21 protein-coding genes are annotated in these 24,995 nt (G+C 67.6%); 6 read left to right on the top strand and 15 right to left on the bottom strand.

Features of this window, described 5'->3' with window-relative positions; genetic code table 11:
• Positions 1–99 precede the first annotated feature (99 nt).
• Positions 100–1,197, top strand: coding sequence for an alkene reductase (locus AB0G84_RS22365; protein WP_361323379.1), 1,098 nt, complete (start codon positions 100–102; stop codon positions 1,195–1,197).
• A gap of 496 nt (positions 1,198–1,693) precedes the next feature.
• On the opposite strand, the gene AB0G84_RS22360 is transcribed toward AB0G84_RS22365, so the two are convergent.
• The 6 genes from AB0G84_RS22360 to AB0G84_RS22335 form a co-directional block, all read right to left on the bottom strand.
• Positions 1,694–2,758 carry a cytochrome P450 gene (locus AB0G84_RS22360; RefSeq protein ID WP_361323376.1) on the bottom strand — a complete coding sequence of 355 codons (1,065 nt, stop codon included), beginning with the start codon at positions 2,756–2,758 and terminating at the stop codon, positions 1,694–1,696.
• Positions 2,759–2,989: 231 nt separating this feature from the next.
• Positions 2,990–3,730, bottom strand: a complete 741-nt coding sequence (locus AB0G84_RS22355; protein ID WP_361323373.1) for an FAD-dependent oxidoreductase — start codon at positions 3,728–3,730, stop codon at positions 2,990–2,992.
• Complete coding sequence (locus tag AB0G84_RS22350) at positions 3,721–4,161, bottom strand: FAD-dependent oxidoreductase (protein WP_361323370.1); 441 nt, start codon at positions 4,159–4,161, stop codon at positions 3,721–3,723. Before AB0G84_RS22350 ends, AB0G84_RS22355 begins: the two co-directional genes overlap by 10 nt.
• A gap of 4 nt (positions 4,162–4,165) precedes the next feature.
• Entirely contained in the window at positions 4,166–4,360 is a 195-nt protein-coding gene (locus AB0G84_RS22345; protein WP_361323367.1) for a ferredoxin, read from the bottom strand.
• Positions 4,361–4,407: 47 nt separating this feature from the next.
• A complete protein-coding gene (locus tag AB0G84_RS22340; RefSeq protein ID WP_361323365.1) occupies positions 4,408–5,610 on the bottom strand; it encodes a cytochrome P450 in 1,203 nt (400 codons plus the stop codon).
• On the bottom strand, positions 5,610–6,335 hold the full coding sequence (locus AB0G84_RS22335; protein WP_361323362.1) for a DUF3159 domain-containing protein: 726 nt from the start codon (positions 6,333–6,335) through the stop codon (positions 5,610–5,612). Before AB0G84_RS22335 ends, AB0G84_RS22340 begins: the two co-directional genes overlap by 1 nt.
• A 432-nt stretch (positions 6,336–6,767) precedes the next feature.
• Here AB0G84_RS22335 and AB0G84_RS22330 point away from each other — a divergent pair, with 432 nt between their 5' ends.
• From AB0G84_RS22330 to AB0G84_RS22315, 4 genes are all read left to right on the top strand, one after another.
• Positions 6,768–7,142, top strand: a complete 375-nt coding sequence (locus tag AB0G84_RS22330) for a tyrosine-type recombinase/integrase (RefSeq protein ID WP_361323359.1) — start codon at positions 6,768–6,770, stop codon at positions 7,140–7,142.
• A gap of 461 nt (positions 7,143–7,603) precedes the next feature.
• Entirely contained in the window at positions 7,604–8,422 is an 819-nt protein-coding gene (locus AB0G84_RS22325; RefSeq protein ID WP_361323356.1) for a nuclease-related domain-containing protein, read from the top strand.
• Between the two features lie 175 nt (positions 8,423–8,597).
• Positions 8,598–13,127, top strand: a complete 4,530-nt coding sequence (locus tag AB0G84_RS22320) for an AAA domain-containing protein (protein WP_361323353.1) — start codon at positions 8,598–8,600, stop codon at positions 13,125–13,127.
• Position 13,128: 1 nt separating this feature from the next.
• On the top strand, positions 13,129–14,088 hold the full coding sequence (locus tag AB0G84_RS22315; RefSeq protein ID WP_361323350.1) for a hypothetical protein: 960 nt from the start codon (positions 13,129–13,131) through the stop codon (positions 14,086–14,088).
• Positions 14,089–14,179: 91 nt separating this feature from the next.
• Here AB0G84_RS22315 and AB0G84_RS22310 read toward each other — a convergent pair whose 3' ends face one another.
• The 9 genes from AB0G84_RS22310 to AB0G84_RS22270 all read right to left on the bottom strand — a co-directional run bounded on the left by AB0G84_RS22310 (position 14,180) and on the right by AB0G84_RS22270 (position 23,165).
• Positions 14,180–15,532, bottom strand: a complete 1,353-nt coding sequence (locus AB0G84_RS22310) for a hypothetical protein (RefSeq protein WP_361323347.1) — start codon at positions 15,530–15,532, stop codon at positions 14,180–14,182.
• A 216-nt stretch (positions 15,533–15,748) separates the two neighbouring features.
• Positions 15,749–16,528, bottom strand: coding sequence for an aminoglycoside phosphotransferase family protein (locus tag AB0G84_RS22305; protein WP_361323344.1), 780 nt, complete (start codon positions 16,526–16,528; stop codon positions 15,749–15,751).
• 7 nt (positions 16,529–16,535) lie between these two features.
• Complete coding sequence (locus AB0G84_RS22300; protein WP_361323341.1) at positions 16,536–17,018, bottom strand: NUDIX domain-containing protein; 483 nt, start codon at positions 17,016–17,018, stop codon at positions 16,536–16,538.
• Between the two features lie 38 nt (positions 17,019–17,056).
• Positions 17,057–18,649, bottom strand: coding sequence for a hypothetical protein (locus tag AB0G84_RS22295; protein ID WP_361323339.1), 1,593 nt, complete (start codon positions 18,647–18,649; stop codon positions 17,057–17,059).
• On the bottom strand, positions 18,646–19,680 hold the full coding sequence (locus AB0G84_RS22290; RefSeq protein WP_361323336.1) for a glycosyltransferase: 1,035 nt from the start codon (positions 19,678–19,680) through the stop codon (positions 18,646–18,648). Before AB0G84_RS22290 ends, AB0G84_RS22295 begins: the two co-directional genes overlap by 4 nt.
• Positions 19,665–20,162, bottom strand: a complete 498-nt coding sequence (locus AB0G84_RS22285; protein ID WP_361323334.1) for a hypothetical protein — start codon at positions 20,160–20,162, stop codon at positions 19,665–19,667. Before AB0G84_RS22285 ends, AB0G84_RS22290 begins: the two co-directional genes overlap by 16 nt.
• 74 nt (positions 20,163–20,236) lie before the next feature.
• The gene (locus AB0G84_RS22280; RefSeq protein ID WP_361323331.1) at positions 20,237–21,322 is read right to left on the bottom strand and encodes a hypothetical protein; all 1,086 of its coding nucleotides are present in this window, start codon (positions 21,320–21,322) and stop codon (positions 20,237–20,239) included.
• Complete coding sequence (locus tag AB0G84_RS22275; protein WP_361323328.1) at positions 21,319–22,734, bottom strand: FAD-dependent oxidoreductase; 1,416 nt, start codon at positions 22,732–22,734, stop codon at positions 21,319–21,321. The genes AB0G84_RS22280 and AB0G84_RS22275 overlap by 4 nt, the downstream gene beginning before the upstream one ends.
• A 56-nt stretch (positions 22,735–22,790) precedes the next feature.
• Positions 22,791–23,165 (bottom strand): ATP-binding protein, encoded by a 375-nt coding sequence (locus AB0G84_RS22270; protein WP_361323325.1) that lies wholly within the window; start codon positions 23,163–23,165, stop codon positions 22,791–22,793.
• A 432-nt stretch (positions 23,166–23,597) separates the two neighbouring features.
• On the opposite strand from AB0G84_RS22270, the gene AB0G84_RS22265 reads away from it, so the two are divergent.
• Positions 23,598–24,983, top strand: a complete 1,386-nt coding sequence (locus AB0G84_RS22265; protein ID WP_361323323.1) for a hypothetical protein — start codon at positions 23,598–23,600, stop codon at positions 24,981–24,983.
• Positions 24,984–24,995: the final 12 nt, after the last annotated feature.

Here is a 24,995-nt window from a genome sequence, read left to right as displayed (position 1 = left end):
TCGGATAGCGCCGCCTCACACGGCTCTACCTGGGCGCGGGGGCGGGTGGGCGACGACTGTGGGGCCCCAGAACCCGCTCGTCACCCGAAGGACTGCCCGATGCCCACCGCGTTCGACCCGCTCACCGTCGGCCCGCTCACCCTCCCCAACCGGATCGCCATGGCGCCGCTGACCCGCCGCCGCGCGTACGGCGAGGGCCTGTCCGCGACCCCGCTCATGGCCGAGTACTACCGGCAGCGTGCCACCGCCGGACTGATCATCGCCGAAGCCGCCCAGCCCAACCGCGTCGGCCAGGGCTACACCGACACCCCCGGCCTGCACGACGCCCGCCAGGTCGAGTCCTGGCGCCCGATCACGCAGGCCGTGCACGAGGCGGGCGGCCGCATCTACGCACAGCTGATGCACGCGGGCCGCAACAGCCACCCCGAACTCCTGGGCGGCGGCCTCCATCCCGTCGCGCCGTCAGCCGTCGCGGCCGAAGGCCAGGTGCGCATCAACGGAGGCGAACCGGCCGTCCGCAAGCCCTACCCGATACCGCGCGCCCTGACCACCCAAGAGATCGCCGACACCATCGCCGACTTCGCCGACGCGGCCGCGAACGCCATCGATGCCGGGTTCGACGGTGTCGAGCTGCACGGTGCGTACGGCTACCTCATCCAGCAGTTCCTCTCGGGCAACGCCAACCTCCGCACCGACGCCTACGGCAGCGGTGTCGCCGGGCGGGTCCGCTTCCCCGTCGAACTCGTGGAGGCCGTCGCCGCACGCATCGGAGCGGAACGGCTCGCGCTGCGGATCAGCCCCGGTTGCACCGCGTTCGGCCTCGAAGAGCCGGACCTGCACGAGCTCTACCTGACACTGATCGATGAGCTGCCCGCGCAGCTGGCATTTCTGCACGTCTTCGAGTTCCCCGGCCACCGCGACCTCACGGAGCGACTGCGCCGCCAGTGGGCAGGGGTGTTCATGCTCAACCCGCACCAGGCCCCCGAGGACTGGCCCGCCGGCCCCCGCCAACTGCACCTGGTGGACGACGGGCTCGCGGACATCCTCTCCTTCGGCACGCACTTCATCGCCAACCCCGACCTCGTGGACCGCCTCCGTACCAACGCCCCCCTCAACGAGGCCGACCACCAGACCTTCTACCGCGGCGACCACCACGGCTACACCGACTACCCCACCCTCACGCAAACCCACCCATAGCCACCCCTGGGGCCCCGCCACCTCCCCTCAACTGCAAGTGGGGTCGAATCCATGATCGAGGGTTCCCGCTCCTGCCGGTGGTGCTGTTCTTGCGGATCAGCACCACCCTGCCGGACGCTGGGTCCGGCTTTCGACGCCTTACGTTCCGCCGTCCGCTCATGCACCGCTCACGCACGGAGAGCCTTCGGCCCAGCGGAATCCATGAGGTCAGCGCGTTGGGTACTGGTGGTCTCGCATGGTCTTGGGCGGGTTGGAGGAGCAGCTCGGCTCCCCCAATCCCCCAACGGCTGCCAGGGGAGCTCAGCCCGTAAGCGGGCGCACGGCGAGGACGGATCCGTCCGCGCCCGCGGTAGGCGGCCGGCGGTGGCTACCACCAGCGCAGATACCGCCCCGTCCGATTCCCGCGAGTCGCTTGACGCAGCCCAGCAGCCCAGCAGCCCCGCGCCGCCACCGCGCCGCCTGCGGAACGGGCAGCGGCGGCGGCGCGTAAGGCTGCCTACCAGGTCACGGGTAGCGAATGGACTCCGTAGACGAGCATGTCGTCGCGGAACGGCAGTTCCTCCGCCGGCACCGCCAGCCGCAGGTGGGGGAAGCGGGAGAACAGGCTGACCAGCATGATCTCCAGCTCGGCGCGGGCGAGGTTCTGTCCCAGGCATGCGTGCGGGCCGTAGCCGAACGCGACGTGCTGCGCGGGGGTGCGGTCGAGGTCGAGCTCTTCGGCGTGCGGGCACAAGGCCGGGTCGATGTTCGCGGCAGCCAGATTCGGCGCGACCCAGTCCCCGGCGCGGATCAGCTGTCCGCCGATCTCAACGTCCTCCACTGCTCGGCGGGTGAGACCGCCGCCGCTCGAGTTCCCGGTGAGGCGGCGCATCAGTTCCTCGACAGCCTGGCCCGCCCTGTCGGGATGAGCGGTGAACGTGGCGAGCTGGTCGGGGTGCTGGAGCAGCGTGATGATGGCCATCGCGGAGAAGTTCGCGGTCGTCTCGTGCCCGGCGATCAACAGCCCGGCACACAGTGAGGTCAGCTCCGCGCGGCTGAGGTCGGGGTGTTCGTGCAGCAGGCGGCTGATCAGGTCGTCGCGGGGGTCGCCCAGCCGGGCGTCGAACACAGACTCAAGGATTGCCGCGAGTCGTGCGAAGGACTGCTGCACTTCGTCCGCTGTGGGGTTCAGCCCCAGCATCTTGCTCGCCGCGTCCTGGAATGCCTGCCGGTGCTCATACGGCACGCCGAGCAGTTCCGCGATCACCAGCGACGGCACAGGCAGAGTGAAGGTGTTCACCAGGTCCACCGGAGCGGGACGCGCCGCGACGGCGTCGAGGTGTTCGTCGACGATCTGCTGGATGCGCGGGCGCAGCGCGTCGATCCGTTTGACCATGAACTGACCGGTCAGCTTGCGGCGGTAGTGCTGATGCTGTTCGCCGTCCGCGCGGTTGAACGCGGCGGGATTGTCCACCGGAGGCCTGGAGACCGCACGCATCTGCGGCTCTATCTCGTCCTTGCGGCTGCTGAACCGTTGTGGATCACCCATCACGGCGCGGAAGTACTCGTGGCTGGAGATCAACCAGGCGTCGATGCCGTTGGGGAAGCGGACCTTGCGTACCGGTTCCTCACGGAGCAGGCGAGTCGTCTCCCGCACGGGCTCCAGGGGGTGGTGACGTTCACGGGGCAGCGGGATGGGTTCCTGGGCGGGGCAGGTCACGAAAGCTCCTCGTGTAAGGGGGTAGGGGTTTTCCGGTGCCGGGCAGCACCGGCGTTCAGTGGGTCGGGGCGGTGCCTTTTGCCAGGGCCGGAGTCAGACGGCGGTGTGCTGGGCAATGTGCCCGCGGTACCGCAGCAGGGCGCGTGGGCTGTTCCAGCCGAGCGCGCCGACGACCCGGCCGCCCGTGCGGTACAGCGCGACGAACTTGCGGGACCGCAGGTCGCCGTCGACCACCTCGACATGCGCGTCCGGCGGGCACCAGCCATGGATTTGAATCTTGGTGTCGTACTGGTCGGTCCAGCCGAACGGCATCGGGGCGTAAGGCAAGGCACCGTCGGGGTCGGCGAGGAGGTTCTTGGCGGCGGTGACGGCCTGCAAGGTGGCGTTGGTCCGCTGTTCCAGCCGGATCCGCCCACCGACCAGGGAATGCGGCCAGTTGGCGACATCCCCGGCCGCGTACGCGCCTGGCGCCGCCTTGCAGGTGGGATCGCACAGCACCCCGTCCCCCAGCGGGATCCCGGAGTCGGTCAGCCAGTCGGTGGCCGGTACCGAGCCGATGGCCACCACGACCACGTCGGCAGCAAGGCGACTGCCGTCATCAAGCACCACTGCGGCGACCCGGCCGTTCTGCCCGATCACGCCAGTGATATGGCGGCGCATGCGCACATCAACCCCGCAATCGCGATGCATCTGTGCCACCAACTCACCCGCCTCGGCCCCGACTTGCCTGGCCAACGGAGTGGCCTCGACATCGACGAGGGTGACATCCAAGCCAAGGCCGCGCGCGGTGGCCGCGATCTCACTACCGAGGAACCCCGCGCCGATCACCACCACGCGGGGCCCGCCCAGCAGTTCGGCGCGCAGCGTGAGGTGTCGTCGAGGGTGCGCAGTACGTGCACCCCGGCCAGGTCGTGGCCGTACGGCAGACGCCGCGGCCTCAGACCGGTTGCGACGATCAGCCCGTCGTAGCCGATCCGTTCCCTGCCGTCCAGGGTGACGGCGCGTGCCACCGGGTCCACCTCGGTTGCCCGATGCCCCAACTCCAGTTGCAACCACAGGCGTTGGATGTCGCTGTCTTGGTGCAAGGTGGCCTTGTGGGGTTCCCAATCGCCGGCTAGGACCTGTTTGGACAACGGTGGCCGGTCATACGGGGGCCGCAGTTCGTCGCCGACCATGGTGAGCGTGCCGGTGAAGCCCTCGCGGCGCAGGGTGTCGGCCGCGGTCCGGCCCGCGGCCGAGGCGCCCACCACAACAATGTGGCCCATAGGGCTACTTCTCCACCTCGATGGCCAGCGCGGGGCAGCGAGCGGCAGCGTCCTCGACGCCGGCCAGGAGCTCTTGCGGCGGGGCGGAGTCGAGCAGGACGACAACGCCGTCCTCATCGCGCTGGTCGAAGACCTCAGCGGCGGCCAGCACACACTGACCGGCACCCACGCACTTGTCCTCGTCAATGGTGACCTTCATGGGGACTTCCTCTCGTGTTGTTCGACAGGTGACCGCGGTGGGGCGGCCTACCAGGTCACGGGCAGTTCGTGGACGCCGTAGACGAGCATGTCGTCGCGCATCGGAACCTGGTCGACCGGCACCGCCAGCCGCAGCGTGGGGAACCGGTCCATCAGGGCGGACAGGGCGGCTTTCAGCTCCACCCGGGCCAGCTGTTGTCCCAGGCACTGGTGGATGCCATGGCCGAACGCCAGGTGGGGGCTGTAGGGCCGGTGTACGTCCAGCTGGTCGGGGTCGCCGGGGAAGTACTCTGCGTCGCGGTTTGCCGAGGGCAGGCAGGCCACCACGGTGGAGCCCGCCGGGATCCGGTGGCCGCCGAACTCCAGGTCCTCCAGGGCCGTGCGGCGCGAGCCGAACTGGATGATGGTCAGGTAGCGCAGCAGTTCCTCGACCGCGCTGTCCATCAGCGACGCATCGGCGCGCAACGCCTCCCACTGATCGGGGTTCCGCAGCAGGCACATGGTGCCCAGCGCGATCATGTTGGCCGTTGTCTCATGCCCGGCCAGCAGCAGCAACACCCCGACTCCGGTCAGTTCCTCATCCGTCAGCTCACCGGAGCGCACCAAACCGCTGAGGATGTCATCGGTGGGGTTGTCCCGCTTGGCAAGGGCCAAGCGGTGGATGAACTGCCTGAGCGCCTGAGAGGCCTGTTGTACGTCCTCCGGACTCGCGTCGAGTCTGACGAGTGCGGCGGAGTTGCGCTGGAACTCCTCACGGTCGGTGTAAGGCACTCCGAGCAGCTCGCAGATCACCAGCGAAGGGACCGGCAGCGCGAAGGCTTGAACGAGGTCGACCGGCCCCGCGGCAGCGGCCATCGCATCCAACCGTTCTGCGACGATCCGCTCCACCCGGGGAGTCAACTGCCGCATCCGGCGCACGGTGAACTGGCCCGTGAGCAGCCGCCTGAACCGGGTGTGCTCCGGCGGATCCATTGTGATGAACATCCCCGGCGCGGGCGGCGGCATCGGCGCGTCGCCCGCGGTGGCGCCGCCGGTCCGCAACGGGCGGCGGCGGGAGCTGACCCGAGGATCGGCCAGCACCGCCCGGACCTCCTCGTACCCGGTGACCAGCCAGCCGGGCACGCCGTCGGGCAACGTCACCTCCGCAACGGGATCGTTCTCCCGCAGCACGCGGTACCCCGGCGGCGGATCGAAGGGGCAGGTCCGCGCCGTCGGCTGCGTCCTGGCATCAGCGTGTGCTTCGGTCACCATCAGGAATCCCTTTCCACACAAGGAGAGATCTCGGCGCTCGGGCGGTCATGGGCGGTACAGCGGTGTGCACCGACGGCGCGGCGGTAGATGCGCCACCCCCACAGCGCGGCCAGCGCAAGGACGATCGGGCCAAGAACGTCGACCGAGCCAAGGGCGACGGTCTGACCGGAGAAGAACAGCGGGAGCTGGATCGCCAGCATCACCAGGTGCCCGGCAAGGATCACCAGGTTCCCCTTGGTGAAGGCCCGACGGCGCACCTGGCAACGCCGCCACCTGGTCCGCTCTCCGGTCACCGCGCCGATCAACAGGCCCATCGGCGGCCATCCGAGAACCAGCAGGACCGGCGTCACCACACCCATCACGCAGTGCACGACCAAACTGGGCAAGAAGAAGTCGGTGGCCTGACCGGTGCGGGCGGCCAGCACACCCCCGACGCAGATCAGCCCCAGGGCGGCGAGCGGACGCCGGATCGGTTCCCCACGCACCATCCGGTGGACACAAACGGCAGCCCCGGCCGCGATGGCCAGCGCCAACGCCACGGCAAGCCGGTGCGTGACCGCAAAGCTCACGGTGAACCCGAACACCGGCGCGACATCGATCACCGTGCGAAGCAGCCGACGACGGACAGCGGTTGCGGTGACGTCCTCGCGATGTGCTCCAGGATCCACGACTGCTCCAGACTCCTCGACGGGCGGCGCTTGTTGCGCCGCTCGGGCACCATCCACCGTGCTATCCGGACGCCACGCTGTCGTCGTCCATCCGCAGACACTTGACCTGCCACGAACGCAGTAAGAGGCGGGCAGAACCTGCTATGAACGCAGACGTCGATCGCACGTCACCAGGGCCCCATCGCGGTGCCGTGGACAGCCATCAACCCGCTCGGCAAAGCCCTTCCTCCGGATCATCGGGACGGGCGCTCCGCCACCGCCCTGCCACCACGCAACCGGTCCACCGACGAAGGAACTGCCCCTCCCAGCGGACGCGCTCGGACGCCCCGTCCTGCGGATCAGAGCCCGCACCTGACACCCGCACCACCGACCCTGCCGACTTACGAGTTCAACCTCGCCAGAGAGGTGCCGAGCAGGCCGTTCAGCCGTCGGTAGCGCGGCGCCCGGCGAGGCTTCATCGGTACCCCGACGGGCTTCCATACATGGCCGGTGGGCACAGAGGGGCAGCGCTACTGCGAGGAGATCGACCTGCCGCCCGTCCGACTCCACGGCCTGCGACACGGCGCCGCCACACTCGCTCACCCAGCGGGCGCGGACCTGAAGGACATCCAGGAGGTGCTCGGGCACTCCTCCATCGCCATCACGGCGGACACGTACACGAGCCCGCTGCCGGAGACGGACAGGGCCATCGCCGAAGCCGCAGCCCGTCTGGTGCCGCGCTCACGCAAGCCGAACGATGCCGGCTCGTCCGAGGCAAACCCTCAGGCGGATGCGCCGTCCGCTCACGCAAACGCCCCCGGAAGAATCCCCCGGGGGCGACGATGGCCCCCCGGATGCCCCAAAACTGCAGGACATCCGGGGTGAAGCCGAGAGCCCCCTGTCGGATTCGAACCGACGACCTTCGCTTTACAAGTGGGGTCGGATCCTTGCCAGGGGGTGCTCGACGCTGCCGTGTGGTGCCGTTTCCCCTGTTCAGCGCCACGTGACTGCATAGTCGGTCCCGCTCACGACGCCTCGTGCCAGACCGTCCGCTCACGCATCGCGCACGCATGAAGGAGATGCGCACGTGCGGCTTGGTTGAAGTTGTGGCACTGCCACTCGTACAGCGAATGCGGGAGGGACGGGGGGATGCCCTGGAGCTTCATGGCGAAATATGGCGCTTGCCTGGGAAAACCCCCTCTCAGTACCTCTCACCGGTCAAAGCTGGGAAGCGCCTAGTTTCGACCACCAGCCGGCTTGGCGCAGAGACGAGGCCGTCTTGCTCGCTGTTTCCGTTCCTGGTCACATGGTCATTGGTCTTGGATGGGATGCGAAACGGGGGGCGCGTGAGCGGCTTACAGGTCTCCGCATGGAAGCGTTACGGACATGACCGCCTCTACGTGAATCAGTCGGACGGCAAGAAGGTGGCATGGCTCGACCGCAGCACGGGGTACCTGACGCTTCTGGTTGAGGAACAGCGGGATGCGGTACTTGATGTCCTTGCGCCCTATCTCACTGCTTCTTCTTCGCCCGTAGCGCACAAGGCACTGCTCCCTGAGAATGACCTTGCCGGGAACCGCCCGGGAGACGCGCTGCAGATGAAGGTGGACGAGCTGACGCCTGGCTTCTGGCGGTGGGCGCTGGCCAGGCTGTCCGGTCGACGCCTGGAAGCGGACAGTTGGCGCGCAGGACTGGCCGGCGAGCGCCGGGTGGGAGCAGAGCTGGAGAGGCTGGTACGGCGAGGCTGGCGAGTACTGCATTCCATACCCCTGGCGGGTGATGTTGACATCGACCACGTCTTGATCGGTCCTGGCGGGGCCTTTTGCATCAACACGAAGTGCCACCGAGGCGCGCGCGTTTGGGTGGGCGACGACTCTGTTCGCATAGGCGGCCAGTCGTACCCCTACGTGCGGAAGAGCCGAGCCGAGGCGCAGCGGGCCTCAGCTGCGCTGACGCGTGCGTGTGGCTTTCCCGTCGAGGTTCAGCCTGCGCTCGCCTTCGTAGCGGTGGCAGAGCTGAAGGTCGTGCCGTCGCTCAGAGACGTGCGCGTCCTCCAAGAGCGCGACATCACGGTGTTCAAACACCTCAAGGCTGACTGGCGACCGGACAAGATCGAGTTGGTGTACTCGGCGGCTCGTGATCGCCATACCTGGATTCGCTCCTGACGGTTGGCTGGGTTAAAGCCAACCTTCGCGAAATGTGGCTTGTTTGCGTCATTACTCACCGGTCTCTGTTGAAGACACCGTTCCTCTCCCACATCCTGGAAGGCTTTTCGTCGAGCCATGATCTGGGGGATAGGTGTCAATTCGCTCTGCACTCCGTGCGAATAATCCTGAGGCGGTGCACCACACGCGCCAACTTATCGAATACATGCGCGAAATCGTGCGGGGTTCGTACAAGCCGGTGCGGGACTGGCAGAAGTACCCGGAGGTCCTCTGGCTCTCTGGTCTGCCGGACGACAGGCTCCGGCGGCACCCGGACGACGACCGCACGCTGCTCAAGGTGGCGCACCGTCCGCCCCGTTCGGCTCCTGTCGTGCCCGAGGTGCTGACTGGGTGGGTCGATCCCGAAGCCGCCGTCACCGCGACGCCCGAAGCACCACCGCTGGCAGAGTCGGGACCCGGTCAGGGCTGGGAGGAGGACGAGAAAGGCGACCTGTTCGAGGTCTCCGAGATCCCCCGGGAAGAAGCGCACGACGTGCTGCGTGCCTACGCGCGATGGCTCGACGCGTGGCGCAAGTGGTCGGCAAAAGAGCGCGCTGACCGGCCATACCGCGATCTCTATCAGCAGCTGTACCGAATGGCGACCAGGCTTCAGCAGGACGGAGAGGAATACGAAGCGGTACTGGGCGCCGGATTGCTGACCATCGGAGCCGCACGCCCGTCGGCGCGTATCTCCCGGCACATTTTGACGGCGCCACTGATACTCACCGTGAATTCCACCAGTATGTCCATCACCGTCGCCCTCGCACCCGGCGACCCCGCACGGATGGAGGACAGCGGGTTCCTCGACGCGGACCAGGGCTACAGCACCCGTCTGCTGAGCCCGCTGCGGGACCGGGTCGACGCAGCAGGATTCCATCCGCTGTCCCGTGACTCCCAGGACCTGCTCGGTGACTGGTCGGAGAGAGCGTTCGGCACCGATCGCGCGGTGGCATTCCACCGTGGCTGGGGCCGCCCGTCAGCCGACCCGACGCTGCCGGTGCCCACGCTCGGGTTCGCGCCGGCGATCATTCTCCGTCAGCGGGGCCAGGGCGCCCTCGTGAACTTCTACGACGGCATCGCGAACCGCCTCGCCCAGCCCGATGCCATCGCTCCCCTGGGCCTGGCCCAGCTGCTGTACCGGCTGGAAGCGGAGGACCGCAGGGCGTGGGGTACGGCAGGGGGCCGTGAGGTGCCGCCCGCCCTCGGCCCCGACCCACTGTTCCCGCTGCTGTCGAACGAAGCCCAGCGGGAGGTGCTGAGGCGCCTGCAGACCGATACCGGCGTCGTCGTTCAGGGACCACCCGGCACCGGAAAGACGCACACCATCGCCAACCTCGTGTGCGCCTTGCTGGCAGACGGGAAGCGGGTGCTCGTGACGAGTGAGAAGGGCCAGGCGCTGAAGGTCCTGCGGCAGCAACTACCCCCAGAGCTGCGCAGCCTGTGCGTCCTCCAGGGCGACCGGCGCCAGGACGGCAGCGACGACCTGGAACAGTCCGTGCGCGCGCTCTCCCAGCTCAGTGCCACTCAGTCGACGGAGCGTCTCGGCGTAAGGATCAAGGCCCATGAGGCGCTGCGCTCGGAGCTGTCGGACACCCGCGCGCGGCTCCGTGACGAACTTCGCGCCATACGTGAGGCGGAGTGGTACGAACACCTCGACGTGGCACCCGGATACAAGGGGAGGCTCGCGGAGATCGTGGAGACCGTCGCTGCCGGTGCACCGGAGCACGACTGGATGCCCGCCCTGCCGGCCTCGGCACCGCGAGAACCGTCGCTGAGCCAGGACGAGGCCCAGCGCCTGCTGGGGCTGGTGTCCCGGCACGGGGCCGGCGTGCTGGGCGAGCATGCTGCCCGCTGCCCGGACCCCGCGGACTTCGTCGCGCCCGTGCTGTTCGAGGAGGCGGTCAATGCCCTGGACGCCGCTGTACGCGCCTGCGCCGGAGCCGCGTCCGACTCGCTCGCCCTTGAACTCGCCGACCAGGGCAGTGAGCTGATCATGGAGCTGGTCGGGCTGCTGGACGCGGCGGAACACGCGCTGCAGAGCGAGGGACTGCCGGGCGACCCCTCCGCCTGGCCGCCCGAGGAGTGGACCACGCAGGCTCTGCGAGACGGAATGGCAGGCCGGCGGCAGCAGTTGTGGGAGGGAGTACGTCAGTCGTCCGCCCGCGCCGAGGACGTGCAGAGCGCGTTTCAGCACATGCCCTTCGCCGTGCTCGACGTACCTGACGTGTCGTTTGCCGAGGAATCGCGTCTCATCGCCGCCGGGAAGGACCTCGAGCAGTACCTCCGCGGCGGCGGCAAGCTGCGCAAGCTGGCTCAGAGGCCGGTCCAGAAGGAAGCCCAAGTCCTTCTGCGGAACTGCAGGGTGGACGGGCGACTGCCCAGCACGCCGGACGAGATCTCCGCGGTGGTGGCCCATCTGGCGGCACGCCAGTGCGTCCGGCAGCTGAACGAGCGCTGGCAGAGCGTTGGCGCGCCCGCGGCCGGGGGCCCCACACAGGTGGCTCTGTCGGAGCTGCTGGACCGAGTACCGACGCTGCGCGCGGTGGACGGATTTACCCACTCCGTACGTACGCTGCACGACGTCCTGCTCAAGGCCCGGATCAAGGCCACGGTGCGGACGGAACAGCAGTGGGATGATGTCCGTACGTCGGCGAACGGTGCGGAACGACTGCTCCGTGCCCGTGAGGCGGAGGAACGGCTGCGGTACATCGCCGAGCAGTTGCCGCGGCCCGATGCCCGCGGAGTGGCCGAACTGGCGCAGGTGCACCGGGCTGTTACCGCCCGTGATCCGCGGGCGTACACGTCCGCGATCGACTCACTGACCGAGGCATACCACCGTGAGGCCGATCGCCGGGAGGCCCGCAAACTCCTGGACCGAATGTCCGAGGACCACCCCGAACTGGCCCGGAGTTTCGCCGAGTCTCCGACCGAGGCGGCCTGGGAGGCCCGCCTCGTGAACTTGGACGGAGCCTGGGCATGGCGGCGAGCACGCGCCTTCCAGGACACGATGCTGACACCTGGCAAGGAAGCCCGGCTGGAAGGTGAACTGGAAGCTGTCGAGACTCAGTTGCGGAACACGGTGACCCAACTGGCGGCCAACAGAGCGCTGTACCACTGCCTGGATCGGATGACGGTCGGGCAGAAGCAGGCACTGAGCGCCTATGCGTCGGCCATGGCGCATGCAGGCAAGGGAATGACGAAACTCGGCAAGCGGCATCTGAAGAACGCCCGTTCCGCGATGCGTGAGGCGCGTGCCGCGGTCCCGGCCTGGGTCATGCCGATCAAGCAGGTCGCCGAAATGATTGTTCCCGAGCCAGACGCCTTCGACGTCGTCATCGTGGACGAGGCGAGCCAGGTCGGACTGGACGGGCTGATGCTGCTATGGCTCGCTCCGAGGATCATCGTCGTGGGTGACGACAAGCAGTGTGTCCCGTTCTACACGGGTGGCAAGCATGAGCGGTTCGACGAACTCCTCGACTCACTCCTGCCTCATCTCATCGACTGGCAGCGGGACGGGCTCAGCCCCAAGTCCAACCTCTACGCCCTGTTGTCCGCCCGTTTTACCGAGACGATCCGGCTTACCGAGCACTTCCGGTGCATGCCGGAGATCATCAATTGGTCCTCCACTCAGTTCTACCCCGACAACGAACTCGTGCCGTTGCGGCAGTACGGAGCGGATCGGCTACGGCCCCTCGAAGTCGTCCATGTCCATGAGGGCCACTGCGAGGGACGGGGAGACACCCTGGTCAACAGGCCCGAGGCAGAACGCATCGTCGCCACGTTGCAGGAACTCGCGGAGGACGACGCGTACGCGAAACGAAGTTTCGGCGTCATCGTGCTCCGTTCTGGACACCAGGCGAGGCTGTTGGAAAATCTAATCGACACGCGGATCGACCCCGCGATCCGTGAGCGGCACAACATACGTGTCGGCACAGCCGAACAGTTCCAGGGCGACGAACGGGACGTCATCCTGCTCTCGCTGGTCATCGACGCCGGCCACACCCGAGCCCTGACCGGCCAGGGGGACGGAAGGCGGTTCAACGTGGCCGCCAGCCGGGCGCGCGACCAGATGTGGCTGTTCACCTCCGTCACACCGGACCAGCTGCGCAGCAGGGACCTGCGCCACTCTTTGCTCACCTATATGCAAGCGCCGCCGGAACTCCAGGGCACCTCTCCCAGCCTCTCCGCCGTCTCGCCCGACGAGCCGTGCAAGCCGTTCGAGTCCCTCTTCGAGCAGCGGGTTTTCCGAAGGATCAAGGAACGCGGCTACCACGTCGTCCCGCAGTGGAAGATCAGCGGCAAACGCATCGACCTCGTCGTCGTCGGAGAGGCGGGCCGTCTCGCCGTGGAGTGCGACGGCAGCCCGTATCACTCCAACCCTGACCAGATTCGTGAGGACTACGAGCGGGAGCGCGAACTGCGCAGGGCACGCTGGCAGTTCTGGCGTGTGCGCAGCAGCGAGTTCGCCCTGTCCCCGGAGGATTCGCTGGCCCCGTTGTGGAAGCGTCTCGACGCCCTGGGAATCCGTCCCGGAGTCACCGAGGAAGCACCGGGTAACGCGGGGAGCACCTGGACCCCGGTCGACATCGACGACGCCGATGACACCACCGACGAACTCGACGCCATGCTCGATGAGGATGCGTCCGTCTCTCCCGAAGGAGCCTGACATGAGCGAAGTCTTCGACGACAGCACGCTGACGGAGATTGCCCACCTGATCTGCGGGGACGAGCCGCCGCTGCTCTACCGCAAGGGGTACGAGATAGCCGCGTTCTTCCAGCGGGCGGGCTGGGACGACGTTCCGGAGTACGACGGTACGCCGAGGCACAAGTGGGCCCGGGAACTCCTCAGGGAACGGCAGGAGGACGGCACGGACGACGCCGAGCGCGCAATCCTGCGCCTGGCGAACCGTCTTGAGTACTACAACCAGCAGAAGGAGTACCACGTCGCGCTGAAGCGGCTCAACGAGATACTCGTGCTCGACGGACGCCGGATCGGCGAGGACGGAGGCCAGCCGACCCTCGTCCGCTGCGAAGCCGGCTTCGAGGACGAAGTGCGGCAGCTGCCGCGTGTCGAGCTGAAGGTCTCCGTGACGGAGGTGGTGAGCGACCCGGTACTCGCCGCCACCGTGCAACTCCGGCTGGACGAGGCGCGCACCTGCTACGAGCACGGCGCCTACACGTCAGCGGTCATCATGCTGGGCAGCCTCCTGGAGGGTGTGCTCGCGCATGCCGCGCAGGTCCGCGCTGCAGGCGAACGCATGCGGAAGCCGTTGGGGAAAATGGGGCTGAATGACTTCGTGGACTTCGCGTACGAGAACAAATGGATCGAACACGATGCCAAACTGGCCTCGGAGCTTGTCCGGCACTACAGGAATCTCGTCCATCCCCTGGCGGAGAAACGGACCGGACACAGCCCGAACCGCGACACGCTCGACATGTGCTGGCCGGTGGTGAACGCCACGCTGAACGATCTCGCGGCAACAGCGGCAGCACCCCCTGCTACGCCCCATCCGCAGGCACGCGCGAATGGTGGGCGAAGCCGAAACTCCAACAGCCCTGCGCAACGACCAACGCCTGCTTCTGTCGCACGTCACCGCCCGGGACAGGGAACTGTGTCGGGCGCCTGAATCCACTGGCAGGCCGCTGAGCCAGAACGGGATGGAGGAGCACTGGGACTGCACCAGGGCTCCCTCCATCTCTTGCCAGCTTGTGAGCAAGCTACGCCGAGGTTTCCTCGGTTGGCGGGCTCTTCCTCAGTCGCAGTAGACGCATTGCCAGGACGGTTCCGTCCTCTCGCACCGAAACGGGCCCTCCCCACTTCGGATCCCACGTTTGTTCTGGCCAGGTTCCGCGTCTGCCATAAATTTCTTCTCGGTATTCCTCGACCTCCCCTGCGGAGAGGAGCGAGAAGAGATCGGCTGCGACTCCGGAAAATGCCTCTACACGCTTGTTGTTCAGTCGGAACACGTGATCTGTGCCGACAAATGGGATGCCGAGCAACTTGTACTCCGAGTCTTGGACACTCCCTGCTGCCGCATGAGCAATACCGGTGTCATAGCGCCGGCTTCCCTGATCGGAGGTGAGGTAGCGAGCGACGGTGGCGCCATCGCCCGCGAAGGCAGCTACTCCGGCGGTCACCGTCCGGGCTACGACATGCTGGAACCATGCACAGTCGTTGCCCTGGACATGAAAGCCGGGTTCGGACGAGGGAGCGTCGTCACTAGGGGCGGGGATCTGGATCCCTGGCACGATGTTCCTGTTCTCGGCGGTGCTGTTCAAACTCCGCAGTGGGTGTTCAGGCGAGTCGTATAGCCACCCGCCCTCTCCACACGCATGCAGAGCGTGCACTGTGAGCGGCCCTTTAGACGGTAACTCGGTGCTGAACACAAGGCACGGTGTTTCGTTCCATGCGCCGATGTGCATGGCCTCGACGTGAGCTGAGCGCGCCGCGAGTTGGGTGTGGGAGAACTTGGGACTGCCATGGTGCCCTGCGCTCGCGATCGGGAAGACACGCGACGGTTCACCAGGTTTCCAGACCTCTGCGAAGAAGTCAGGTCGGTACGGGTACCTGGCCGATGCCTTAGACCACCCAGCGCGCATGACAATGTCCGCGCTAACGAGGGAAACGAAACGGTCCGGATAGCGCCGCCCAAGGATCTCCCTTGCCAGGGCAACGGAGAAACCCTGGCCCAGTTCTCGCGACTGCAGGCGCTTGTAGTCCCGGGCTATGCCTTTCGCTTCGGTGGACAACTGCATGTAGCTGTCGGACACGGGATCGAGTGCCTGGCTGTACTTGAGGCCTCCCCAATGTTCAGCAAGGCCGCGACCAGCACCTTGCCGAGAGAGGGAGAGGGCCTGGGCGAGATCATGCAGTACGTGCCATGGAGCCAGCTCTATCGAGTGCCCGATTTCTGCTCGCGGCAAGGCATCCAGGCCGCTCTTCCGGCGGACCGAGGTCCCCTTCTCCGCGCGCCTCTTGTCATCTCTCGCCACAGCTGTCTCGACACTGCCGGCCAACGCCGCATTCGACTGAACGGCCACGCTCGACAGCTGCGCGAGATCCCGTAACACGCCCTTCGTTGTCTTGGTTTTCGGTTTCAATCTACTTGCCTCACTGTCTGTGTGATCTGTACACATCGGCATCGGAAGCTACGTGCGGACTACGGGGCGCACGCAAGTGGGCATCCCCGCGTGACTGGGGCTTGGAGCCGTGAAGGACGCTTCGGCCTCGGCTCCCCGCCCCGCCCCGCCCCGCCCCGCCCCGCCCCGGTGGCGAGGATGCCGTGCTCACCTCCACCTGAGTAGCCTCCTGGCTGCGCGTTCCCGTACGACGCGGTCTGTGCTCAGTGCGGCGTCGGCGAGCAGGTGGATGCGCCAGTACAGATGGAGTCGGCCTTCGGCCGTGGCGTCGGGGCGACTGACAAGAGCGAGCACGGGCGTGGGGTCGTCGACGTCGAGGCGTACGGCGAGGCGAGCGAGATCGGACCGATGGTCCCCGAAGATAGCCAGCTCCCAGTCGATGAGCAGTCGTGAACCGGCGGGTTCGCGAAGGAGGTGGCCCGGCTGCAGGTCGTGATGGAGCAGCACCGGCTGGATGGCGTTGTCGCTGGCGTCGACTTCTTGGTGGAGGAGCCGGGCCACGGCGCGTACGGCCGGGGCGGCTGCCGCGTATGTGCGCAGGCGGTCGTGGAGGTAGTCGGTCCAGCTGTGGTGCTGTCGAGCGCCGGCGAGGCGGCCGAAGTGTGTGCCGGGGATGCGGTGGATGGCGGCCAGCGGCTCGGCGAGGTCTACCAGGAACCGGTTGATGGGCACAGGCTTCGCGTGTAGTACGGCCTGTGCGGTCCATGGAGGGGTGCTGCTGCCGCTGGAAGCGGCGAGCAGCTGTGGGCATGGGGCACGGTGGCTGGTCAGGAGCCGGAGAGCGGCGGCTTCGTTGGCGGCACGGCTCGGGTCGCCGTAGTGCTTGAGGATGTACGGCGTCGGTCCTTCCACCGACCAGACGCGGTTGGCCTGGCCGGTGGTGATCTCGCGGGCGCTTGGTGGGATGCGGCCGTCGATACCGTCCATAGCGCTGTCAGGCGACATCGCCGAGGTAGGTGCCGGGGGGCTTGGGCGTCTCCGTGAGGGAGGCGATTGGCTGGCGGATGGCCTGTGGCAGCAGGTTGAGGGCAGGGACTTTGCCCAGCGGTACCCACTCCAGGCCGGTCTGCACCTCGTCCTGAGCATGGCCGCCGAGCTGGCCGGGATCGCTGGTGGGGGTGCACAGGAAGATCGCTTCGATGCGATGGGTGTTGGCTTCGCTTTCGGGGTGGTCGTGGTTAGCGCCGATGTATTCACGGAGCCACAGCAGCCGCTCGACGGTGACGCTCAGGCCGGTTTCCTCGTCGACTTCGCGGGCGACGGCGTCGCCGAGACTCTCTCCGGGGTGTTGTCCGCCTCCAGGGAGGAAGTAGCACTCCTGGTCCTCCCAGACGGCACGCATGAGGAGGATCTGGTCGTCGTAGAGGACAACGGCTTTGGCGGAGGTGCGAATTTCGGGGGTGGCGGATTCAGTCACTTGCTGGTCCAACTTCCTTATGCGGATTGGGTGGTGCTTCAGCGCTCAGTCTTGCCGAAGGTGGTCGCGTGTCCGGTGATGCGGCGGAAGATCATCCACCAGGGGCCGACGAGACGGATGAACGGTTGGGCGGGGCTGCATGCGATCAACCCTGCTCGGCGGCCACGTGTAGGGCATAGGGCAGCAGCGATGCGACCGGTTGGGGGTACGACCGCGGCTTGGAGGGCAGGGGCCAGCCCGATGAGTCGGGCGGTCAGGACGGGGCCATGCAGCATGACGCCCGTGAGGGCAAGCGCGGACCACAGCGGACCGGCCCACCAAGCGGAGACGATCGCGGTGGCGATCAGCGGGGCGCCGGCAACCCAGGCCACCTCGTCGGCCCATTCCCGGAGTACCAAGAGCGCCTTGCCGATGCGAGTGAGAGCGCTCGGTAGGTGAGCGACGGCCTTCGCATGGCGGTCCGGTCGGGCTGACGTGAGGAAGGCGAGGGCGTGGAGGTTAGTCAGGCCGCGTGGCTCGGTATACGGCTCGTCCAGGACGGCGACGGTGGCGGGTGCGATGTCGGCACCAAGGAGGGAGAGGCGGTGGCCGGTGCCAAGATCCTCCATCGGTTCGGGGAAGCCACCGAGGGTTCGTAGGGTCGGCAGGTGGACGGTCATGCCACAGCCGACGCCGTAGATCATGGGCCGCAGCAGCGTCCTTACGAAGTTTGGGACTTGGGTGGTGGTGAGCCAGTGCGTCAGGCGGATTCGGGCGAGTTCGATGCCGAGTGAGCGGCGGAGCTGGTAGAGCCATTCTCCCGCCAGGAACAAGCCGGTGCCGCCGGGTGGAAAGGGGCGGCGGCCGAGCAGTGGCAGGCGCTGCTGCTGGATCAGGGCCGGCGGCCGGCCGGTGAGCGCTCTGTGGCGAGTAGCTGTCTCGGCGAAGGCGGTCAGTGTACGGACGTCCGGGATGGCGTCGGCGTCGTAGACGCAGAGAAAGGTGTTGTCCGCGTCGTCCTCGTCGTGCCAGCCGAGGGGGCTGAGGATCTCGCCGAGGCGGTCGACGGCATGGTTGAGCTGTCCGGCCTTGCGGCCACCGGTATCAGGCTGGTGCAGGTGTACCAGACGCAGTCCGACGCCTCTCTGGTTTTCGGCAAGGGAGGCGACGGTTTCGCGTGTCGTTGGCTCTGCGTCGTACAGCTCGGCGAGAAGGAGGAGGCGCTTCTTCCTGGGAGCGGCGTTGACCTCGTCGGCGACGTCGCTGCAGCGGGCGCGGGGGAACGTCCCGCGCAGTTGCACCTCGGTGAGGCAGCTGGTGTCCGCCAGTGCCGGAAGGCGATCACGGTCGCGCCGGCGGGCGTTCTCTTCTCGCTCGGTGGTGATGGCGACGACCACTGCACGTTCTCGTGGGTAGTCGAGGGCTGTGAAGGCGGCGATCGTCTCGGGGGCAAGGGTTTGCTCGCGGAGCATGGGCAGCAGGATCACCAGCCATGGCCCGCCCTCGCCGGCCGAGACGGGGCCTCGGCGTGCGTGGTCCAGCAGCCAACGGGAGCAGAGTTCGACTGCGACGAGTGCCCAGAGCCCGCGGGCCAGTAGGAGGGTGAGCAAGACGGGGACGGCATAGTGGAGCCACAGTTCGGCCAGCATCATCGTTCGCCCTCCAGCAGGCGGTAGACGGATCGAACTTGATCGGCGATGCGCGGCCAGGCGAAGAGTTCGGCGCGCTCGCGGGCCGCGGCCCGTCGTGAGGCATGGGCGGTGGTGCCGAGTTCGCCGAAGAGGGTTTCGATGGCTTCGGCGGCGGCAACTGCGTCACCGGGCGGTGTGAGCAAGGCGGCCGGGCCGTGGCCCGTGTAGTACGAGATGCCGCCGGTGTCGGTGGCGACCACCGGGGTTCCACAGGCCAGGGCTTCCAGGAGTGCGTTGTTGGCAGTTGCGTCCGTCAGGGGGAGGAACACAGCCGCGGCCCGGCGGTAGAGCAGGGCGAGAGTGAGTTCGCTGACTCCTTCCAGCACGCGCACGGCCGGGTGCCAGGTGCGCCGGTCGGCCTGGCGCGTGACGACAACCAGCTCGATGTCGTTGCCGTACCGTCGGTGGATCCGGTCGTGGGTCATGTCCAGGACGTCCCAATCGCGCAGCCACCAGCCCACGGTCAGGAGCATTGGCCGACAGCCGGTCTCTGGGCCCCCTGCCGGCGTGAAGACGGCGGTGTCGATGCCGTGCGGGATCAGGTGCACGCGCTCCTCGGACAGGTGGTTGGCAAAGAACGCCAGCTGGTCGGGGGCGAGGGCGATGATCTGGCTTGCGCGTGTGGCGAGCCGCCGCCAGTTCGTGGTCGGCATGAAGCCGGCCAAGTGTGCGGGCGGCTGGTGATAGGTGACGGCGGTCGGGCCCGGTCGGTGGCGGGAGAACCAGAACTGCTCGTCGCCGTAGAGGATGTGGGCGGGCCCGCGCCCGGCGAGGACGCGTGCATCTGTGGCGAAGTGTTCGGCCGGGTAGAACGGCAGAGGGCAGCGGCAGCGAAGCCAGTGATGGGCGGCGGTGGCGATCTTCTGGCCGGTGATTCCTCGTGGCGCGGTGATGCGCTTGGCTTCCGGCAGGTAATCAAGGAGCCGGTCGTAGCCCCCGTGGTGGCTGTGCCAGGGGACGCGGACGACCGAGGCGATCACGGTGTGCGGCACGGTGCCACCGCCCTCGCGGCTGAGGGCAGCAGACTCATGTCTCGGAGCGCCGGCGCAACTGCCGCGGATCTGGTGAGGTGCAGCACGGGCAGCTCATGGGGCTTGTTGGGGCCGAGATGGTGGTGCCAGCGACGGCGGTGCTGACGGTGATGGGCCGGGCCCCAGAGGAGAATCGAGTCCCGGGCGAACAGATGCCGGAACGTCTCCTGGTTGCCGGCGAACAGCTCCTCGCCACGGGCGGCTCGTCGTAATGAGCGCTTGAGCAGCCGGGGCAGGCAGGTGCGCAGGGGGAGGTCGAGCCAGATCGCCAGCTCGGCGTGGCCCAGCAGCATCTCGCCGACAGGCCCGCCGTAGTTGCCATCGGCGATCCAGGTCTCTGCGCTGAGCGCGTCCCTGGCCCGCTTCTGGAAGATCACGGCGTCGACGGGCGTCCAGCCCGCTCCCCAGAATAGGTTGTCGAGGTCCAGGTGAGGCAGTCCCATGTATCCGGCAATCTGGGCAGCGAGGGTGGATTTCCCAGAGGCCACGGGACCTACAACGGCGATGCGTTTCGGTATCACGAGAGCCTCCTGGCAATGGTGTCGGCGAGGCGTTCCAGCAAGTGGGGAATGCGAACGCCGGCGGTGATCCTGAAGACCGGGACTGTCGCGACCAGGTCGTCCAGTACCTGGCCGGCCTGAGCGCGCAGTCCGTCCACCGACCGGGTCTGACACGCGAACCACGGGTGGAGCCAGTCCTCGTCGTCCGGGGTGCAGCACGCGGCGGCCAGCTCGGTACGGGCGGTTTCGCCGTGCAGCGGCTGGATGCTGAGCGGGGTGTCATCGTCGCGAAGCCGCGGCAAAAGCACGAGCCGCAGTGGAGCGCCCTCGCGGACCTGGGCTGCGAAGGCGGCGGCGAAGTCCCGCGGGGTGCAGCTCGCCTTCTGATCCGTACCGAACGTGCGAGGGAGCACCCGGTGCGGTGGTAGGGCCTCGCGCGGTGTCAGAGCGGACAGTGTGCCTCCGGCGATGCGGATGGAAAGGGGGACGCCGATGACGTCGGCCGCGTTCTGAGTGAGCATCGCGCGGTCGGAGGCCACCAGATCCGCTCGGCGGTGACAGGCGAGAGCGGCGAGCACGGTGGTCTTGCCGGCTGTGGTGGGTCCGGCGATGAGCACCCCGTTTCCGTCGATGGACGCCGCGGCGGCATGGAATGCGGCCCAGCCCCGGTCTTCGCCGCACCGCATCACGACTTCCCGGACGATGCGCAGCAGATAGCGCTCTCCGCGATGTGCATCAGGGTGGAGGACGATGTGCAGGCGCCCGGTGGAGTCGTGCGCATAGAGATGGTCCTGGCACAGGTGCGAGCGGGGATGAGGGCGCCACCAGTCCACGTCACCCACCCGCGACCGCAGGTACGGCTCGCCGCGGAACGGCTCGACGCACCGGCTTTGCACCGTCTGGAGGCGGGCGGACCGGTCTGCGAACAGCTCACGGTTGTGGCGGATGCGAATGCTGGACAGCCGACCACAGGGTGGGGCCAGCGCGGCCTCGGGGACGAAGCTGTGCAGGTGAGTGCGCTGTTCGACGGCGAAGTCCTGGTCCACCTCGACATCGAAGACGTGTCCGGCGAAGGTGACGGACGTCGTCGTGGTGGTGGTCATGAGCGGCTCCCCGCGGGAACCGTGTCCTGGCTGCTGAGAAGCTCCTCGGTGGCACCCGTGACCAGTCGGCGTGCGATATCGACGCCCATCTTCACCGCGTGGTCCATGTTGCCGATCTCGTACCGCCAGGTACCGAACCGGCCGCGAGGGTAGATCGCTTGGTCTTCCAGCCACGGCACCGTCAACGCCAGCGCCTCGTCCCGGTCCAAAGTGGGGATCGGGTAGGCGTACGGGATCATCTCCACATGGGCTGTGGCCAGCTCAGCCAGCCCGGGAACCAGGCGATGTCGCCGCAGCGCAGCATCGGCGGCTTTCACCAGGGCACGCTGGTTGACGCGAGTCCCGGGCATCACGGAGATCTCCGTCATCCATGAGCTGAAGGCGGTGGTGTCGGCGCCGGGGACGTTGGCAGGCGCGTACTTGCTGAAGTTGGTGGCGCGGTAGAACGGCACGTCGTCCTCTGGGAAGTAGAACCATGACCGCTCGTCCAGGGTGGGGGCTCGGTATCCGAGGCCGACCATGGCGACGGTGGTGTGCTTCAGCCGGCGGGCCGCCTCCCGTGCGTCGGGTGGGCTCGTCGTCGTCATGGCGGCGAGTCGGTCCAGGGGCAGGGTGGCCACGACCTGGTCGTAAGGGACCGCCTCCCCGCTCTCCAGTCGCACGAGGCAGGCGCTCGGGTCGATCGACGTGGCTGGGGCTCGGGTGCGGATTCGGTTGCCGAGGCGGGCGCCCAGTCGTCGCCAGATTTCTCCAGTCCCCCCGGCGGAGGGGAAAGCGAACGTGGAGTTCGGCCCCCACTTCGGTGCGGGGGCTTTGACGCCGTAGAAGGCCGCCAGGATCTCGTCGAGGTCGACCGGTGCCACTCGCTCCGCGACCCAGCCTGCGCTCATCTTCTCTGGTGAGATCGCCCAGACCTTGGTGTTGTACGGGGCGAAGAAGCGCTCGACGAGGCCGCTTCCGTACTGGGCCTGTAGCCACGTCGCGAAGTCGGTGTCGGTCGGCAGGGTCTGTTCGCGCTGTTGGCAGGCGTGGGTCAGCGACACCAGGCACGCTTCGGCGTCAGCCTGCGGCAAGCAGTGGAGGTACTGCTGGAAGGGGTAGGGCACCCAGCGGTCGCGGAATCGGATGTACGAAGACCGGTCGTGGTGCAGCAGTTCATGCGGGGCGAAGAGCTCGCCCAGGATCCGGTCGAACTCTCCGAAGTGGGAGAAGACCACGTGGCCCCCCAGGTCCCAGGTGAAGCCGGCACGATCGACCACGGATGACGCCAGCCCTCCGACGGTGGGCGACGCCTCCAGCAGGGTCCAGTTGCGGTGGCCGAGACGGTCCAGTTCGTTCGCGCACGCCAGTCCGCAGGGGCCGGCACCGAGGATGACGATCCGGCCGGGTAAGGGATTTTGGGCTTTGGACATGGGTTCCTCTTTTCTGTATGGGCGTTGGTGCTCGGTGCGAACAGGTCGCATCGCCGTCAGATCTCGCGTTTGGGCGTGCGAGGGCCAGGCGCAGTGATCTTGAAGGTGATCCAGACGGTCTTGCCGATGCCGTGCTGCTCATCCACGCCCCACCCATCGGACAGTTCGTCCACCAGGAGCAGACCGCGGCCCGAGGTGTCATCAAGGCGCGGATGCTGCCGATGCGGCCGGTCCACCCCCTGGTCGTGAACCTCCAGCCGAACCACCGATCCGCTGATGGCCAGCCGTGCCCGAAAACCGACGCTGGGCGGACCCGCATGTACGAGCGCGTTGGTAGCGACCTCTGACAGGCACAGACACACGTCATCGAGGCGGTCCCGGACTCCCCAAGACGACAGAGCCTCGACGGCGAACTTCCGTGCCTCGCTCACGGACGAGCCGTGCGGAGAGAAGATCCGCTCGCGCCGCAGGGGTGGGCCGCTATCGCTCCAAACCTCCGCGCTCCGAATCCCGGTACGGGGCGCTGCCTGTCGCCGCATCGCACTGTCACCTGCTGCTGGCATTGCCGGAACACCACCTCGTCGCTCGCGTTCAGGCCGGGCATCGAGCCTGACGTCCAAGCGGGGCGCCTCACCACGACATGAGTGCCGACGTCTGATTCGGGCTTGGCGAGGTGGGCGACATGGGTACCGTCACGTTGCCGTCGTCTCCACCGTCATCTCCTCGCACACAGCAGCTCGCACTCCCGTATGCGGCGTTGCGGGGCTACCGTCGAACCGACGAGCCGACCGGAACCCATCGGGGGATTGATGGCTCAAAGGCCCACTCTTCTACGGACATTGATCACCAGGCGCCACTGGCAGGTGTTCGAGACCTTCAAGCTTCACTTCGAGCGCACTGCCAACGAACTCGCCGAACAGGACCGTGATCCGACGCTTGTCGGCCTGACGGTGTCGAAGCGGCAGTTTGAGCGGTGGTACGGGGGCGAGGTGAAGACCCGCCCCTACCCGGCCTTGTGCCGAGTACTGGAGGCGATGTTCCGATACCCCGTCGACGTCCTGCTCGGTCCAGCGGGCGAGGGCGTTGGCGCAGTCGATGCCGCTCCCCAGCTTCGGCTCGTCATGCCGACACCGTCGCCGTCGCCCTCGCTCGAACCCAGCGAAGGGGACAGCGGCTTCGACGGCATCGAGTTCACCAGCAGACCCGTTCCAGGCGACAACGCCGGCCGGGACACGTTAGAGAGGCAGGTCGCCATGGCAGCTCGCCGTGCATTCCGCTTCAGCGCGATGGCAGAAGGCAGCAACGTAGGCCCCGAGACCCTGGACGAGCTCCACCAGGAGGTACGTCGTCTAGCCGCCGCCTACCCGCAGCTGCCGCTGGCCCCCCTCCTCGGCGACCTCGTCGAAGTCCAAGACCTCTCCTTCCGCTTCCTCGAACACGGCCATGTCCGCCCCGGCCAGGCCCGCGAGTTGTACCTGCTCTCCGCCATCACCTCCGGCATGCTCGCCAAGGCCAGCCACGACCTCGGCGACCCGCGATCGGCGATGACACAGGCCCGGACCGCCTATGTCTGCGCGGACAACGCCGACCACCACGGCATGCGCGCCTGGGTCCGCGGCCTGCAATCCCTGATCGCCTACTGGGATGGCCGACACCAGGAAGCCTCCAAATACGCTTCCCTCGGCATCTCCCAGGTGGCAGGCGTAACCGGCACCAGCGCCGTATGGCTGTCTTGCTTGCAAGCCCGTGCCGGAGCCGCACTCGGCGATGTGGCAGCCGTAAGGGAATCCCTCGCAGAAGCTGAACGGGCCCGCGATGCGGCGTCCCCCGACGACCTGGACGAGTTCGGCGGCATCATGACCTTCCCCGTACCACGCCAGCTCTACTACGCCGCCGACGCCACCGCCTGGCTGCCGAACGCCCCCGAGGCGGCGCATCAGGCTGAAGCGGCCGTCGCCGCCTACCGCCAAGCGGAACCCGAAGAATGGGCTTTCGGCGACCAGGCCGGCGCCCACACCGACCTTGCCCTCGCCCGCATCCACGCCGGAAGCCTCGACGGTGTCGATGAGGCCATGCGGCCCGTTCTCGACCTGTCCGCCGATCAGCGCATCAACGGCATCGTTGCCTCGGTGCGGCAGGTCCACACCGCGCTGCGTGATCCCCGGTGGCTCACCGCACCCGAGGCCCGCGTGGCACGGGAGGAAATCGAGGCGTTCACCGCGGCCCCCGTCGCCGCCCTGCCCAGGTAACACCGCCCGCGA

The sequence above is a fragment of the Streptomyces sp. NPDC020742 genome (genome assembly GCF_040641675.1).
Taxonomy (GTDB): Bacteria; Actinomycetota; Actinomycetes; order Streptomycetales; family Streptomycetaceae; genus Streptomyces.
The sequence above is the reverse complement of the archived record's forward strand: the minus strand, read 5'-3'. Positions and strand labels throughout refer to the sequence as shown.